General features: G+C 66.3%; 11 protein-coding genes. 1 reads left to right on the plus strand and 10 read right to left on the minus strand.

Annotation, left to right across the window (positions count from 1 at the left end; all coding sequences use genetic code 11):
- Positions 1 to 57: 57 nt before the first annotated feature.
- From EKL94_RS01080 to EKL94_RS01090, 3 genes are all read right to left on the minus strand, one after another.
- Complete coding sequence (locus EKL94_RS01080; protein WP_126927640.1) at positions 58 to 1,488, minus strand: serine hydrolase domain-containing protein; 1,431 nt, start codon at positions 1,486 to 1,488, stop codon at positions 58 to 60.
- 64 nt (positions 1,489 to 1,552) lie between these two features.
- Positions 1,553 to 2,041, minus strand: a complete 489-nt coding sequence (locus EKL94_RS01085) for a DUF4952 domain-containing protein (RefSeq protein ID WP_260473347.1) — start codon at positions 2,039 to 2,041, stop codon at positions 1,553 to 1,555.
- 63 nt (positions 2,042 to 2,104) lie between these two features.
- On the minus strand, positions 2,105 to 3,010 hold the full coding sequence (locus EKL94_RS01090; protein WP_126927641.1) for a LysR family transcriptional regulator: 906 nt from the start codon (positions 3,008 to 3,010) through the stop codon (positions 2,105 to 2,107).
- 119 nt (positions 3,011 to 3,129) lie between these two features.
- Here EKL94_RS01090 and EKL94_RS01095 point away from each other — a divergent pair, with 119 nt between their 5' ends.
- Entirely contained in the window at positions 3,130 to 4,119 is a 990-nt protein-coding gene (locus tag EKL94_RS01095; RefSeq protein ID WP_126927642.1) for a zinc-dependent alcohol dehydrogenase family protein, read from the plus strand.
- Positions 4,120 to 4,162: 43 nt separating this feature from the next.
- On the opposite strand, the gene EKL94_RS01100 is transcribed toward EKL94_RS01095, so the two are convergent.
- The 7 genes from EKL94_RS01100 to ligA all read right to left on the minus strand — a co-directional run bounded on the left by EKL94_RS01100 (position 4,163) and on the right by ligA (position 15,692).
- Positions 4,163 to 6,691 carry a membrane-bound PQQ-dependent dehydrogenase, glucose/quinate/shikimate family gene (locus tag EKL94_RS01100; RefSeq protein WP_126927643.1) on the minus strand — a complete coding sequence of 843 codons (2,529 nt, stop codon included), beginning with the start codon at positions 6,689 to 6,691 and terminating at the stop codon, positions 4,163 to 4,165.
- Positions 6,692 to 6,822: 131 nt separating this feature from the next.
- Positions 6,823 to 9,537 carry a DNA gyrase subunit A gene (gene gyrA / locus EKL94_RS01105; protein WP_126927644.1) on the minus strand — a complete coding sequence of 905 codons (2,715 nt, stop codon included), beginning with the start codon at positions 9,535 to 9,537 and terminating at the stop codon, positions 6,823 to 6,825.
- A gap of 218 nt (positions 9,538 to 9,755) precedes the next feature.
- Positions 9,756 to 10,820 carry an S-methyl-5-thioribose-1-phosphate isomerase gene (gene mtnA / locus EKL94_RS01110; RefSeq protein ID WP_126927645.1) on the minus strand — a complete coding sequence of 355 codons (1,065 nt, stop codon included), beginning with the start codon at positions 10,818 to 10,820 and terminating at the stop codon, positions 9,756 to 9,758.
- A gap of 47 nt (positions 10,821 to 10,867) precedes the next feature.
- Positions 10,868 to 11,596, minus strand: a complete 729-nt coding sequence (locus EKL94_RS01115) for a DUF3011 domain-containing protein (protein ID WP_126927646.1) — start codon at positions 11,594 to 11,596, stop codon at positions 10,868 to 10,870.
- A 142-nt stretch (positions 11,597 to 11,738) separates the two neighbouring features.
- The gene (epmA, locus tag EKL94_RS01120; RefSeq protein WP_126927647.1) at positions 11,739 to 12,695 is read right to left on the minus strand and encodes an EF-P lysine aminoacylase EpmA; all 957 of its coding nucleotides are present in this window, start codon (positions 12,693 to 12,695) and stop codon (positions 11,739 to 11,741) included.
- Positions 12,692 to 13,177, minus strand: a complete 486-nt coding sequence (locus EKL94_RS01125) for a GNAT family N-acetyltransferase (protein WP_126927648.1) — start codon at positions 13,175 to 13,177, stop codon at positions 12,692 to 12,694. The genes epmA and EKL94_RS01125 overlap by 4 nt, the downstream gene beginning before the upstream one ends.
- Positions 13,178 to 13,226: 49 nt before the next feature.
- Positions 13,227 to 15,692 carry an NAD-dependent DNA ligase LigA gene (gene ligA / locus EKL94_RS01130; protein ID WP_126927649.1) on the minus strand — a complete coding sequence of 822 codons (2,466 nt, stop codon included), beginning with the start codon at positions 15,690 to 15,692 and terminating at the stop codon, positions 13,227 to 13,229.
- Positions 15,693 to 15,932 lie beyond the last annotated feature (240 nt).

Consider the following 15,932-nt stretch of genomic DNA (forward strand, 5'->3'; position numbering starts at 1 on the left):
CTCACGCTCCGCGCGATAGTCGACTCTACCAAGCCGCCCCCGAGCCTCATGCCTTCGCTACAGCGGCACTCTTCGCGCGATGTAGTTGACCACGTTGCCGATCGCATCCGGATCGACATTGGCCAGGCCGACAATCACATAACCCTGCGCGGGCAGCACCACGATGGCACTGTTCGATCCGGGCGCACCGCCTTCGTGACCGTACTGGTGTTCCCTGCCCTCGCCCTGCACCACGAAGCCGAATCCGTACCAGCCCTTGTGGTTCTGCGCCGTGGTGGCCTGCTGCAGCAACGCAGGTGAGACCAGCTTCCCACTGCGCAATGCCTCGGCAAACGTCACCATGTCGCTCACCGTGCTGTAGCCACCGCCGGCTGACATGCCGCGCCAGGGCAGCGACTTCGTTTCACGAACCCATTGCCCATCCTTCTTCGTGTAGGCGACGGCACGCTGCGGGACGCTCGTTGTTTCCGGCTCGAAGCCGGTGCCGGTCATACCGGCCGGGCGCAGGATGTGCTCATCCACATACGCGTAGTACGACTGCCCCGAAACCGCTTCGATGATGCGCCCCAATACGATGAAGCCATAGTTCGAATAGCTGTCCTGGCTGCCCGGCGTGAATTGCGGTGCATCCTTGGCAAAGCGCTGCACATAGTCATCCAGCGTCTTCAACGACGCGGAATACTGCTCGAAATCGTCGCCGAAGAAATCGCCCAAGCCACTGGTATGTGACAGCAGCTGGCGAACGATCACGCTGTTGGCAACGGCCTTGTTCGGATAGTCCGGCAGGTGCTTGCCGATCGTGTCATCAAGACTGAGTTTGCCCTCCTGCACCAGCTGCAGGATGGCCACTGCGGTGAACATCTTGTTGGAGGACGCCAGGCGGAACTGCGTATCCATGCCCACTGCAATTCCAGCGATGCGATCGGCCTCGCCACCGCGCCAGTCCAGTAGCACCTTGCCGTTCTGTGTAACCTGCAACGCGCCCGACAGCGCGTCCTGCGCCCGCAGCGCCTCCAGCTTTGCTGTGGCGTCCGCCATCAGCGCAGGCAATGCAACCCGTGCCGGCTTGTACTTGTCCGGCGTTTCAGTGCCCTCGATCTGGAACTGCTTCACGTGCGACGGATTGGCCGGGTCCATGACCGCCGTCACCCACATCGCACGTTCGCTCAGCTGGCCCCTCACCAGCAGCTTCGCCTGGCTCGGCCCGCTCTCGAGTATTTCCAGCACACTCAGCGGGCCTGTGCTCTCGCGGAACTCGAGATAGTCCTTGGGAGTGCTGCCTTCCTGCTTCGCATATCTGTCGGCGAATGCCTGCAACGCCTCGAGGCTGCCTGCATTGAACGCCGCAAGCCAGTCATCGATGGCATCCTGCGCACGTGGATGTTCGCGCTCGGAAGATGCTGCGCCAGCTGCCGGAAACGCCGATGTGGCCACAAGGACCAGACAGGCCAGCGCATTGCAGAGAAACAGGCGTCCAACAGCCCTCATGGCAGCTCCTTTGCGGGTATCCCTGGACGCATCCTAGACGATGGGTCCGCCCGCCGCATCCACGCTAGGGACGCTGCCGCAACACCTCGACGGTGACGTTGAATGCCTCGATGCGATGCCATTCGCCCCGTTCGTACGGCAGCGATTCCCCCCCCATGCCGATCTGATACCGCACCGCATCCGGACCTTCGCGCCAATAGTAGGGTGCACCGTTGCTCCAACCACAGCAGACATACCGCAACGCAGGCAGGCCGAATGTGGTGTGCAGATAGGCTTCGACCTGCACCGCTTGCGCGCCTGAAACGCGGTAGTGGGCTTCCATGGGTTTGATGTAGGACGCGTCATCCTGGCTGCAGCCTACATACTGCAGTCCCGGAGGCTTCCGGCCCATCGCCTGCAGGAAATCCTGGCATTCGATATCAGGTCGCGCCAGGCCATCCGCGCGCCCTTGCACCTCCCACTCGGCCAAGGCCTGCGCAGGCGTCTGTTGCGCAAGCACGCTGGCGCTGGAAAAGGACGCCAGCAGCAGGACGCGGGCGGCATGCTGCGGCAACGGAAGAGACATCACGGGGCGAGTCCTTCGCATGGGAACACGGGAATGCTGATCGATGCCACGCTATCGCCTTGCCATCGTCTGCTCAGTAAATCGTGCCACGCAGAAGTCCAGGAAGCTGCGCAGCTTGGGTGTCAGCTGGCGATCGCGTGGGTACACCAGGTTGATCCAGGTGGATACCGGCACATGGTCCGGGAGCACTTCCACCAGCTCACCACGCGCCAGCGCGGCGGCAAGCATTTCGTAGGGTTGCAGGATCAATCCCAGACCACCCACGGCCGCTGTCAGCAGCGGCTCGGCCTGGTTGACCATGAAGCGACTGGACACCGGCACGGTCAGCACGCTGCCATCGGCATCGCGGAAACTCCAGCGCGTGCGGATGATCGAATGCGCAAAGCCCAGGCACTCGTGCCGGCTCAGGTCATCGGGATGGGTGATGGCCGGGCGCGAAGCCAGATAGTCCGGCGAGGCGCACAGGACCAATGGATACGGCCCCAACCGCCGCGCCACCAGCCCGCTGTCGGCCAGATCGCCAGTGCGGAATACCAGGTCGTAGCCGTCCTCGACGATGTCCACCAGGCTGTTGGACAGATTCAGATCGACCTGCACGTCCGGGTACTGCTGCATGTAGGCCACCACCGCCGGGCCCAGTGCGTGCACGCCGAAGGTGACCGGTGCGCTGATGCGCAGGCGTCCCATCGGCCGCCCACGCGCCACTTCCGCCAATTGCTCGGCGCCCTCCACTTCCTCCAGGATCACCCTTGCCCGTGCCAGGTAGGCCTGGCCGAAGTCGGTCAGGCTCTGCTTGCGCGTGGTGCGGTTGAGCAGGCGCACGCCCAGGTGATGCTCCAGCGCCTGGATGTGCTTGCCGACCAGCTGCGGCGACAGGTCCAATGCCTCGGCAGCGGCGGCGAAGGAGCCGACCTCGGCCACCTTGGCGAAGGTCCGCAGGGGAACGATCAGGTCCATTGCAAACAATTGTTTTTCAATGAAACGCCAGATTACCCCTTATTCTGGTTGCAGACTACGCGCACAGTAGCGCTCACCCTTTCGCCGGCGCCCTCGTCGGCCCTTCCTCGGAGTCCCCCATGAGCCAGGTTGTCCGCATCCACGAATATGGCACCGCCGACGTGCTGCGCATCGACGATATCGACGTTCCCGCCCCCTCCGCCGACGAAGTCCAGATCCGGGTCAAGGCGATCGGCCTGAACCGCGCCGAGGTGATGTTCCGCAACGGCGCCTATCTGCAGGAAGCGCAGTTCCCCAGCCGGCTGGGCTACGAAGCGGCCGGCGTGGTCGAAGCCATCGGCAGTGCGGTGAGCGGCTTCGCTGCAGGCGATGCGGTCAGCGTGATACCGCCGCTTGACATCGCGCGCTGGGGCACCTACGGCGAGCTGGCCAATGTGCCGGCACGACTGGTGGTCAAGCACCCGCAGGGGCTGGGCTTCGAAACGGCGGCCGCGGTGTGGATGCAGTACGTCACCGCCTGGGGCGCGCTGCTGGAGCAGGCGCATCTGTCCACCGGGGATTTCGTCATCATCACCGCTGCCAGCAGCAGCGTCGGCCTGGCCGCGATCCAGATCGCCAATGCGGTGGGCGCCACGCCGATCGCGATCACCCGCGGCCCGGGCAAGCGCCAGGCCCTGCTCGAAGCCGGTGCCGCCCACGTCATCGCCACCCAGGAGCAGGATCTGGTGACCGAAGTGGCGCGCATCACCGGCGGCGCAGGTGCCCGCGTGGTGTTCGATCCGATCGGGGGCCCGCAGTTCGTGCCACTGACCGAAGCGATGGCCCGTGGCGGCATCCTGCTGGAATACGGCGCACTGAGCAGCGAGCCCACACCGTTCCCGTTGTTCAACGTGCTGGGCAAGTCGCTGACGCTGAAGGGCTATCTGTATTCGGAAATCGTTTCTGACGATGCCGCACTGGCCCGCGCCAAGGCGTTCATCGTCGATGGCCTGGACAAGGGCGCGCTGGCACCAAAGATCGCCAAGGTGTTCCCGTTCGCGCAGATCCAGGAGGCACACCGTTACCTGGAATCGAACGAGCAGATCGGCAAGGTGGTGGTGACGGTGTGATCCAGCGTCATGCAATGGGGGTGGATCACCGCCCCCGTTGCGGTCACCTGGGCAACGCAAACGCCATCACGTAATCGCCGTTCGGGGTTTCCATGAAATGGTGGCCGCCGGCCATGATCACCACGTACTGGCGCCCGCCCTGCTCGTACACCATCGGGTTGGCCTGGCCGCCCGCGGGCAGCTTGGCGTGCCACAGTTCCTTGCCGGTCTTCAGGTCGATGGCACGCAGCAGGTCATCGGTGGCGGCAGCGATGAAGATCAGGCCGCTGGCGGTCACCACCGAACCGCCATTGTTCGGCGTGCCGATCTCGATCGGCAGGCCGGAGCGGATGCCGAATGGTCCGTTGCCGCGCGCACTGCCGAACGGACGGTCCCACAGCAACTTACCGGTGCGCAGGTCGATGGCACGGATGCCGCCGTAGGGCGGCTGCTTGCACAGCAGGCCGGTGAAAGGCAACCGCCAGCCGGCGTTGACCTGGATGCCATACGGCGTGCCCACCTGCGGGTCGCCCGCGCCTTCTGCACCGCCTTTGTCGAACCGGATCTTCTCGCGTGGCAGCCAGCCCAACCGGTCGGCCTCGGCACGTGGCACCAACCGGTTGTAGTTGGGCATGTCGTTGTAGTTGGCCACGATCACGCCGCGGCGCGTGTCGATGGACACGCTGCCCCAGTCCGAGCCGCCGTTGTAGCCGGGGTACTCGATGGAATGGCGCTCGCTGCTCGGCGGCGTATAGAAACCTTCGTAGTACGCCTTGCGGAACTGGATGCGGCAGACCAGCTGGTCGATCGGGGTGATGCCCCACATGTCACGCTCGGTCAGGTCATGTTCGCGACGCAGCGTGTGGTACAGCGAAAACAGCTGGGTGGGTGAACGCTGCTCGGGTTCGACGCCGCCCACCGGTACCTTGCGCTCTTCGGCCGCGGTCAGAAGCTGGCCGTTGCGGCGATCGAGGATATAGAGGTCGCCCTGCTTGGTCGGCAGCAGGATCGCCGGCACCTTGCCCGCCGCCGTCGGGTAGTCGATCAGGCTGGCCTGCGAACCCAGGTCGTAGTCCCACACATCCTTGCGCACGGCCTGGAAATGCCAGACCGGCTTGCCGGTGGCCACGTCGATCGCCACCAGCGAGGTTGCATAGCGGTTCTGGTTCTCCGTGCGCGAGCCACTCCAGTAGTCGCCCGCGGCATTGCCCAGCGGCAGGTAGACCAGCCCCAGTGCTTCATCACCGGTGGCGGTGGTCCACATGTTGGGCGTGCCGCGCGTGTAGGTCTGCTCGCGCGGCGGCAAGCCGCTGCGCTCGGGCTGGTCCATGTCCCACGCCCAGCGCAGCTTGCCGGTGATGGCGTCGTAGGCCTGGATCACGCCCGAGGGCGCATCGCGGCGCTGCCCATCCAGCACCTGATGACCGGTCACGATCACGCCGCGCACAATGGCCGGCGGCGAGTTGATCGACACGTAACCCGGTGGCACCTCGCCCATGCCCAGGGTGATGTCGACCTGGCCGTTGTTGCCGAAATTCGCGCAGGGGCGGCCGCTGTCCGCGTCCACCGCGATGATGCGACCGTCCAGCGTGCCTTCGATGATGCGCGCCCAGCACGCCGGTCGACTGCCCGGTGCAGCACTGCGGGTGACGCTGGGCGGCGGCTCCGGCAGCGCCAGATCAGCGGCGACATCGGCCAATGCCGCATCGGCAATGGTCGGCGTGCTGGGCTGCTCGTAATAGCTCACACCACGACAGGCAGCGGTATAGGGAATCGAAGCATCCTTTACCTTTGGATCGAACCGCCACAGTTCCTTGCCGCTGGCAGCATCAAGCGCGATCAGGCGATTGCGCGCGGTGCACAGGTACAGTCGATCGCCGATCTTCAGCGGGGTAGTTTCCGCGCCCCAGCGCTTCTTCGGCATATCGCCGGTACGGAACTGCCAGGCCGGCTGCAACGTGGCCACATTGGCCGGGGTGATCCGCTGCAGCGGCGAATAGCGGGTGGCCGCATTGCTGCGGCCCCACGCCGGCCAGTCGCCCTCGGCGGGCTGGTCAGCCGGCTGCAGGCCCGTGGTATCGCGCGTAGGTTCCAGTCCGGCGCTGACCGCGCCTTCCGGGAACGGCTGATGCCCATCCACTTCACCATGCGGCGCAAAGGCCAGGCCGAAGGCGGCCACGAACACCAGCATCAGCACGCCCGCCACGCTGCGCGACAAGCGCTTGGAGACCGGCTCGTGCAGGGTGGGCGCCAGCAAGGCCAGCACGATGCCCAGCGCGGTCACCAGGCCCAGCCGCGGCACCCAGCGCCAGTAGTCGCTGCCCGACTCCCACCAGGTCCACAGCAGCGTACCGGTGAATACCAGCGCATACAGCAATGCACCGCTGCGGCGGTTGCCGAGCAACAGGATGCCGCTGGCCAGCAGGCCGAGCCCGGCGACGGCGTAGTACGCCGAGCCGCCAAGGCTGAGCAGCCACGCACCGAGCCCGCCGATGACCAGGCCGAGCACGACCAGCAGCAGCGACAGCACGGTGACAAGGGGATGCCGGGAGGCGCGGACGGGAGCAGGAGCGGACTGCGGCGTGGCGGACATCGTCGATCTCCGGGGGCAGCATGCGCTGTTATCCCACCGCCTGCGTGAAGCGCGCGCGCATGTGTGGCATCCGGATACGACGACGCCGGCACAGGGCCGGCGTCGTCGGGTACCTCAGGCTCGCGGCAGGATCACTCCTGCGCGGCGTCCTCGCTGCTGGCAGCAGCCGGTGCGCCGTCGGTCGTGGCCGGGGCGGCAGCAGCCACCTCGTCCTCGTCCTCGTCGATCGAGGCATCCATGCGCTCCACCGCCTGCAGCTTCTCGTCCTTGGACAGGCGGATCAGGGTCACGCCCTGGGTGTTGCGGCCGACACGGCTGATTTCCGAGCCACGCGTACGTACCAGGGTGCCACCGTCGGAGATCAGCAGGACTTCGTCGCTGGAGCCCATCAGCACCGCGGCGACCAGCTTGCCGTTGCGCTCGGTGGTCTGGATGCCGATCACACCCTGCGTGCCACGGCCCTTGCGCGGGTAGTCCGGCAGCGGGGTGCGCTTGCCGTAACCGTTCTCGGTGGCGGTGAGGATGTACTGCACGCTGGCGTCGTCGGCGCCGTCGATCACCGCATCGCCCGTGGCGGCGGCTTCCTCGACACCGTTGTCGTCCTCGTTCTCGTCCTCGATGCCACCGGCACTCTCGGCCACGATCAGGCTGACCACTTCCTCGCCGGCCGGCATCTTGATGCCACGCACGCCGGTTGCGGTACGGCCCATCGAGCGGACCTTGTCCTCACCGAAGCGCACGGTCTTGCCGTTGGAGGCGAACAGCAGGATGTCGCGCTCGCCGTCGGTCAGGCCGACGCCGACCAGGGCATCGCCCTCGTCCAGGTTGATCGCGATCTTGCCGCGCGCCAGACGGAAGGCGAATTCGCCCAGCGGGGTCTTCTTGACCGTGCCGTTCTTGGTGGCGAAGAACACGAACTGGCCATCGGCATACTCGCGCACCGGCAGCACGGCCTGCACGCGTTCGCCCGGTTCCAGCGGAATCCAGTTGATGATCGGACGGCCGCGGGCGTTGGAGCCGGCTTCTGGCAGCTGGTAGACCGGCAGCCAGAACACCTTGCCCGAACTGGTGAAGGTCAGCAGCGTGTCGTGCGTGTTGACCAGCCACAGCTGTTCGATGAAATCCTCTTCCTTGGTGGACGCTGCACTGCGGCCACGGCCACCACGGCGCTGGGCGCGGTACACGCTCACCGGCTGGCGCTTCACGTAGCCGGCATGCGACACGGTGACCACCACATCTTCCGGCGCGATCAGGTCGAGGATGTCCAGGTCTTCTTCGCTGTGGCGGATTTCGGTACGACGTTCGTCGCCGAACTCGGCCCTGACACTGATCAGCTCTTCACGGATCACCTGCAGCAGGCGATCGGGATCTTCCAGGATGTGGATCAGCCCGGCGATCACTTCCAGCAGCTGCTTGTATTCCTCGGTCAGGCGGTCCTGCTCCAGCCCGGTCAGGCGGTGCAGGCGCATTTCCAGGATCTGGGTGGCCTGGATCTCGGTCAGCTGGTAGCCGCCTTCGATCAGGCCCACGCCCTTGGGCAGGTCATCCGGACGCGAGGCTTCGGCACCGGCAGCGCCCAGCATCGAACCGACCAGGCCCGGCTCCCACAGGCGCGCGAGCATGCGCTCGCGGGCTTCGGCGGGGTTCGGCGAGGTCTTGATCAGCTCGATCATCTCGTCGATGTTGGCCAGCGCGACGGTCAGGCCTTCCAGCACGTGGGCACGGGCACGCGCCTTGCGCAGCTCGAACACGGTGCGGCGGGTGACCACTTCGCGGCGGTGGCGGACGAACGCCTCCAGCATCTGCTTGAGGTTCATCAACTGCGGGCGGCCATCGACCAGCGCCACCATGTTGATGCCGAACACCGATTCCATCTGCGTCTGCTGGTACAGGTTGTTCAGCACAACCTCGGCAGATTCACCGCGCTTGACCTCGATGTAGATGCGCATGCCGTCCTTGTCGGACTCATCGCGCAGCTCGCTGATGCCTTCGATCTTCTTTTCCTTGACCAGCTCGGCGATCTTCTCGATCAGACGCGCCTTGTTCACCTGGTAAGGAATTTCGGTGACGATGATCGATTCGCGGCCGTTGTCGGCCACTTCGATATCGGCCTTGGCACGGATGCGCACGCGGCCGCGGCCGGTGCGATAGCCGGCGACGATGCCGGCGGTGCCATTGATGATGCCGGCAGTCGGGAAATCCGGGCCCGGGATGTACTCCATCAGGCCGTCGACATCGATTTCCGGATTGTCGATCAGCGCGATGCAGGCGTTGATCGATTCGGTCAGGTTGTGCGGCGGGATGTTGGTCGCCATGCCCACCGCGATACCGGCCGAACCATTGACCAGCAGGTTCGGGAACCGGGTCGGCATGACCGTCGGCTCCAGTTCCTTTTCGTCGTAGTTGGGCTGGAAATCGACGGTTTCCTTGTCGATGTCCGCCATCAGCTCATGCGCCAGGCGCGACATGCGCGCCTCGGTGTATCGCATCGCCGCAGCGGAGTCACCGTCGACCGAACCGAAGTTACCCTGGCCATCGACCAGCATGTAGCGCAGCGAGAACGGCTGTGCCAGACGCACCAGCGTGTCGTACACCGACTGATCGCCATGCGGGTGGTACTTACCGATGACGTCACCGACGATACGCGCCGACTTGAAGTAGGGCTTGTTGCTGTGCGCGTTCAACTCGTTCATCGCGAACAGCACGCGGCGATGCACCGGCTTGAGGCCGTCGCGCGCATCCGGGAGCGCGCGGCCCACGATCACGCTCATGGCGTAATCGAGGTAACTCTTGCGCATCTCGTCTTCCAGGTTGACCTGGATGATTTCCTTGGCGGTTTCTGCCATTCGGGTTCCGTTGTCTGGTAGCGGTCCAGTCCGGCGCAGCCCTCTGCGGGAGGGGGTCGCGCCGGAACCTCGATTCAACCTGTGGATACTACCACAACAGGCCGTTTTCCGCCTCCCTTTACAGGGATTTTACCGGCACAAATCAGGAACTTAGGGGGTTGCCGGCCAGCGGCCGGCACTGCCGGGGGCGGAGGTCACGTTGCCCCCTCCCCTGCGCCTCAACCGCCGAAGGCGGCGCGCATGTTCCCGGCGGTCGGGTTCAGGATCACCCCGCGCTCGGTCACGATGGCATCGATCAGTTCACCCGGAGTGACGTCGAACACCGGGTTCCAGGCGGCAATGCCTTCGGCCACGGTGCGGGTCCCGCCCACGCCATACAGCTCGCCCGGGTCGCGCTGCTCGATCTCGATCTGGCTGCCGTCCACGGTGTCCATGTCCACGGTCGAGGACGGCGCCACCACCATGAACTTGACCCCGTGGTGGCGGGCGGCGATGGCCAGCTGATAGGTGCCGATCTTGTTGGCGGTATCGCCATTGGCACAGATGCGGTCCGCACCGACGATCACCCACTGCACAGCGCCGGTCTTCATCAGGTGCGAGGCTGCCGAATCGGCGATCAGGGTGGCATCGATGCCATCCTGCTGCAGCTCCCACACGGTCAGCCGTGCGCCCTGCAGCCACGGCCGGGTCTCGCCGGCGAAGACCCGGGCGATGCGGTGCTGGGCCATGCCGGCGCGGATCACGCCCAGCGCCGTGCCGAAGCCAGCGGTGGCCAGTGAGCCGGTGTTGCAGTGGGTCAGCACGCCGCTGCCGGCCTCGATCAGGCCCGCACCCAGCGCACCCATGTGGCGATTGGCAGCCAGGTCTTCCTCGGCGATGGCCTGCGCCTCCGCCTCCAGCAACGCCTTCCAGTCTGCACCAGCGGCGTTCAGGCAACGACGCATGCGCGCCAGCGCCCAGGCCAGGTTGACGGCGGTCGGGCGCGATGCGTTCAGGCGCTGCAGCGCCGGCTCCAACTGCTGAAGCGCATGCGCGCCATCAGCGGCCTGCACGTCCCGTGCCGCCAGCACCACACCCCAGGCTGCGGCAATGCCGATGGCCGGCGCGCCACGCACGGTCAGTGCGTGGATGGCGCTGGCAACGTCGTCACTGTCATGGCAGACCACGTGCTCGACCACGAACGGCAGCTTGCGCTGGTCGAGCAGTTGCAGGGCATCACCGGTCCAGAGGATCGGGCGGATGTGGTCGTAACGGGCGTAGTCGATGTCGGAGGCAGTGTTCATGGGCCCATTGTAGGGCCACGCCCCGCGTGGTTGGAGCCTGCCCGGGCTCAATTCACCGAGAATTCGGCGCGGCAGCCGCCGTCCACCCAGATCCCGTTGCGGCTCCAGCCCCAGGTGTTGCCTTCCTCGCACGGGGTGCTGGACAGCTGTTCGGTGACGACCGCGCCGACCGAAATACTCGCGCCACAGAAGCGGCGCTTCTTCGACTTCGACTCGCAGGTCAGGCGGCGCGGCACGTCGACAAAACGCCCGTCCTCGTCAGCCACTTCGAAATCGCCCTGGCAACCACGGCTGGTCCAGACTTCATTGCGCTTGTAGCCCCAGCCCTGCCCTTCGCGGCACGGCAGCACCGACAGCTGGCGCAGCAGGCGCACCGGCGCCCCGTCCAGACGCACCGGGCAACTCTGCGGGCGGCCATTGGATTCGCAGCGCACCACACGGCGGACCAGTCGCTTGCCTTCCGTTGCCGCAGGCGCTGCACCCTCCGCAGGACGCGCACGGAACTCGGCGCGGCAGCCCAGGGTGACCCACACGCCACTGCGGTCGGTGCCCCACTCACTGCCACGGATGCAGCTGTTGCTGGACAGCTGGCGCACAAGGTCGATGCCATTGCTGACGTCGATATCGCAATGCACCCAGCCCATGTCGCGCGATTCGCAGGTCACCACTTCGCCGTCATAGCCCGCCTGCTGGGCCGACGCCGATGACGGCAGCCAGGCACCCCATAGCGCGATGGAGTACACCGGTGCAGCGACAACCGCAAACCACTTGACCAAAGCCTTCCCCAGCAGGAATGGATGAACTGCGTGCCAGTGTCCGGCATCTGCCGTGATAAGAGCATCATCCTGCTTACCGAAGCAAGCGCAAAAACGCGGAATTCCGTTCAGTCTTCGATGTTCAGGAACGTGCGCACCGCGCTCACGCGTGGGCGAAGTCGTAGGCCAGCACATCAGCGATACGCGGCGTGCGGTTCATCGCCATCAACAACCGATCGACCCCCACCGCCACGCCGGCGCAGGCAGGCATCGACGGCAACGCCGACAGCAGCGCCTCATCCACGGCCGGTTGCACCTGCCCACGCTCATGGCGGCGCTGCAAATCGCGCTGGAATCGCACACGCTGTTCGTGCGCGTCGTTCAGTTCGTGATAGCCGTTGGCCAGTTCCACCGCGCCCAGGTACAGCTCGAAACGCTCGGCCAGCGGCGGCGTGCCGGCACGGATACGTGCCAATGCGGCCTGGCTGGCGGGCCAGTCGTGGACCACGGTCATCACCGCGTCATCGAAATGCGGCTGGATATGATGGGTCATCAACAGGTCCAGCCAGTCATCGCGGGTCAGCCCGACCGGGTCGATATGCACCTCGCCCAGCGCGGCACGCAGCGCGGCCTCATCGGCATCGAACGGATCCACGCCCACGTACTGCTGGAACAGCTCGCGGTAGCTGAGCACACGCAGCGTCGCACTGCGCCCGACCAGCGCCAGCGCCATGCCTACCAACTCGGCGGTTTCCTGCACCAGGCGGTGGTGGTCCCAACCGACCCGGTACCACTCCAGCATGGTGAATTCCGGGTTATGGCGGCCGCCGGCCTCGCCATTGCGGAACACCCGGCCCAGTTCGTAACAGTCGCCCACGCCCGCCGCCAGCAGGCGCTTGAGCGGATATTCCGGCGAGGTGCGCAGCCAGCGGCGGCGTCCGCCGGCATCGACATGGCCGGTGAAATCGGTATGGAAGCTGTCGATGTTCGGCTCGGTGTTGCCGGCCACCGACAGGATCGGCGTCTCCACCTCCAGCACATCGCGCTCGGCGAAGAAGCGGCGCACCAGCGCATTGAGCGCGGCACGCTGCTGCAGCGTGCGCAGCAGAGCCTCGCTCACAGGATGCCCTCCGGGCGCGGATGGTCCAGCGGCAGGGTCAGCAGGTCACGGGTGTCGTCGATATAACCGCTGGCCAGGTACAGGCGCCGTGCCAGTTCGTTGTGGTGGTTCACTTCCAGGCGCAGGCGGCTGACGCCACGGCCGCGTGCCCGCTGTTCGCAGATGGCCAGCGCCTGCTTGCCGCGGCCACGACCACGCGCACGATGGCTCAGGTACAGCTCGTCCAGCAGCATGAAGTGGCCGCCCTGCTCCAGGCTGAAGCCCATCGCGATCACTGCGTAGCCGACCACCTCGGCCGCCTCGTCCAGCCACAGCAGCACCTCGCCATTGCGCGGGTCGGCCAGCAGCGCATCCACACCACGACGCACGCGCGCGTCGTCGAAATCGATCATGTCTTCGGCGTAGAACTCGCGCATCAACGCGATCAACAGTTCTTCGTCGGCACGGGTGGCCAGGCGGAAATCCAGCGGAGCGGTCTGCATCGGTGTTCCTTTGTCTTTCATGCCGGGCGCGAGGCACCCGGCGGGGTCATCATTCGTGTTCGGCAAGGTAGGCCAGCAGGCGGTCTTCGTCCCACACCGGCACACCCAGCGATTGCGCCTTGTCCAGCTTGGAGCCGGCTTCGGTGCCGGCGACCACGAAGCTGGTCTTCTTCGACACGCTGCCGGAGACCTTGGCACCCAGGGCCTCCAGGCGCTCCTTGGCGGCATCGCGGGTGAGCTGGGCCAGGGTGCCGGTCAGCACCACGGTCTGCCCGTCCAATGGGCCGGCCACGATCTCGGCCAGCGCCGGCGCCCTGGCCAGGATCTGCTGCATCGCCTTCTCGGCCGCCAGCAGCATCGCGCCATGGCCATCGGCGTCCAGCCACTCGGCCAGACCGCGCGCCGTGTCATCCGGCAATCCGGCGTTGACGAACTGTCCATGCTCGGCGTCGAGCACCGCCTGCGCACCGGGAAGCGCAGCGACCACCTTTTCGGCGCGCAGGCGGGTGATGCCTGGGATCTCCGACTCGACCAGCAGCTGTGCCAGATCCAGCCCTTCGCGCAGCTTGGCACTGGGCGCATGCACATCGCTGATGCGCACCTGGCCGACCTGCAGCAGGTCATCGATGGCCTGCTGGTTGCCCTGCTGCTCGAAGAAATGGCCGAGCGAACGCGCCACTTCGCCACCGATGTCCGGCACACGCTTGAACAGTGGCCACGGCAGGTGTCGGATCAGCTCCAGGTCACCGAACCACTGCGCCAGCGCCTTGGCGGTGCTTTCGCCCACATGCTCGATGCCGAGCGCGAACAGCAGGCGCTCCAGCGTGGCAGCACGACTGGCGTCGATCGCCGCGATCAGGTTGTCGGCCCACTTGGTGGCGATCTTCTTCGTGTTCCATTCGAAGCGGGCCGGCTGCACCAGCGCCTGCGCGCGCCAGCCCGGATCGTTACCGTCCAGCTTCAGCACCGCACTGAGCACCGCACCACTGCCCTCGGCAGGCAGGTGCAACTTCAGCGCAGCGGCCAGTGCCGACGGATCCTCGGCGTCCAGCACCAGCTTCAGGTGCAGCAGCTGGTCACGGCTGAGGCGGTACAGATCGGCCACGCTCTTGACGATGCCGGCGTCGACCAGGGTTTCGATGTACTTGTCGCCGAGGCCGTCGATGTCCATCGCGCGACGCGAGGCGAAATGCGCGATGGCTTCCTTGCGCTGCGCCGGGCAGGACAGCTCACCGGAGCAGCGCCACGCCGCAGCACCTTCCTCGCGCACGATCTCCGAGCCACATACCGGGCAGCGCGTCGGCATCTGCCACGGCGTGGTGCCCTGCGGGCGGCGGTCGAGGATGACGCTGACCACTTCGGGAATGACATCGCCAGCACGGCGCACGATCACGCTGTCGCCGACGCGCACATCCAGGCGTGCGATCTGGTCGGCGTTGTGCAGCGTGGCGTTGGACACGATCACGCCGGCCACGGCCACCGGCGCCAGGCGCGCGACCGGTGTGGCAGCACCGGTGCGGCCGATCTGGATCTCGATCGCCTCCACCGTGGTGCTCTGTTCCTGTGCAGGGAACTTGTGCGCGATGGCCCAGCGCGGCGCACGCGAGACGAAGCCCATCGCCTGCTGACCCGCACGGTCATCGAGCTTGTAGACCACGCCGTCGATATCAAACGGCAGGCCATCACGGCGCTCACCAATAGTGCGGTAGTAACCGAGCAGGCCGTCGGTGCCTTCCACCACCTTGCACAGCTCACTGACCGGGAAGCCCCAGGCACCGAGCTGGGCCAGGGTGCCCGAATGGGTGTCCGGCAGCTCGCCGCCCTGCACTTCGCCGGTGCCGTAGGCGAAGAAACTCAGCCTGCGCTGCGCACTGATCTTCGGGTCGAGCTGGCGCAGCGAACCGGCCGCCGCGTTGCGCGGGTTCGCCAGCACCTTGCCGCCCTGCTGGCGCGCACGTTCGTTATAGGCCTCGAAGTCGGCACGGGCCATGTAGACCTCGCCGCGCACCTCCAGCACATCCGGCCAGTCCCTGCCGTGCAGGCGCTTGGGAATGTCACCGATCTCGCGCAGGTTGGCGGTCACGTCCTCGCCGGTACTGCCATCGCCACGGGTCGCGCCGAGCACGAAATGACCATCCTCGTAGCGCAGGCTGATCGCCAGGCCGTCCATCTTCGGCTCGGCCGAGAACTGCAGGCTGCGACGGCCCAGGCGCTCATCGATGCGACGCACGAAATCGGCCACTTCCTCGTCGCTGAAGGCATTGGACAGCGACAACATCGGTACCGCGTGGCGCACTTCCGGGAAGCGGCCGGACGGGCGCGCACCGACCTGCTGGGTCGGGCTGTCGGCACGGGCCAGTTCCGGGTGCTCGCGCTCCAGCGCTTCCAGCTCGCGCACCATCCGGTCGTAGTCGACGTCGGGGATCTCCGGCGCGTCCAGCTCGTGGTAGGCGCGGTTGGCCTGGGCGATCTGCCGGCGAAGGTCTTCGGCACGTTCGGCGGGGCTGGGGCTCATCGGGATCCGGTGGCTCTGGGATGGCCGGGGATTCTACCGCGCCCGGCCGTCAGGCCCTGTAACGCCCCCGCCCTTGTAACGTCGAGCTTGCTCGACGGGCGCTCCCCCGCTCCGGTAGGTGCCAACCTTCCCTCCCGCTGGTGCCAACCTTCTCCCCCGCTCCGGTGCCAACCTTCTCCCCCGCTCCGGTGCCAACCTTCTCCCCCCGCTCCGGTAGGTGCCAACCTTGGTTGGCATGTC

The organism is Stenotrophomonas maltophilia (assembly GCF_003970865.1).
Classification (GTDB): domain Bacteria; phylum Pseudomonadota; class Gammaproteobacteria; order Xanthomonadales; family Xanthomonadaceae; genus Stenotrophomonas; species Stenotrophomonas maltophilia_AR.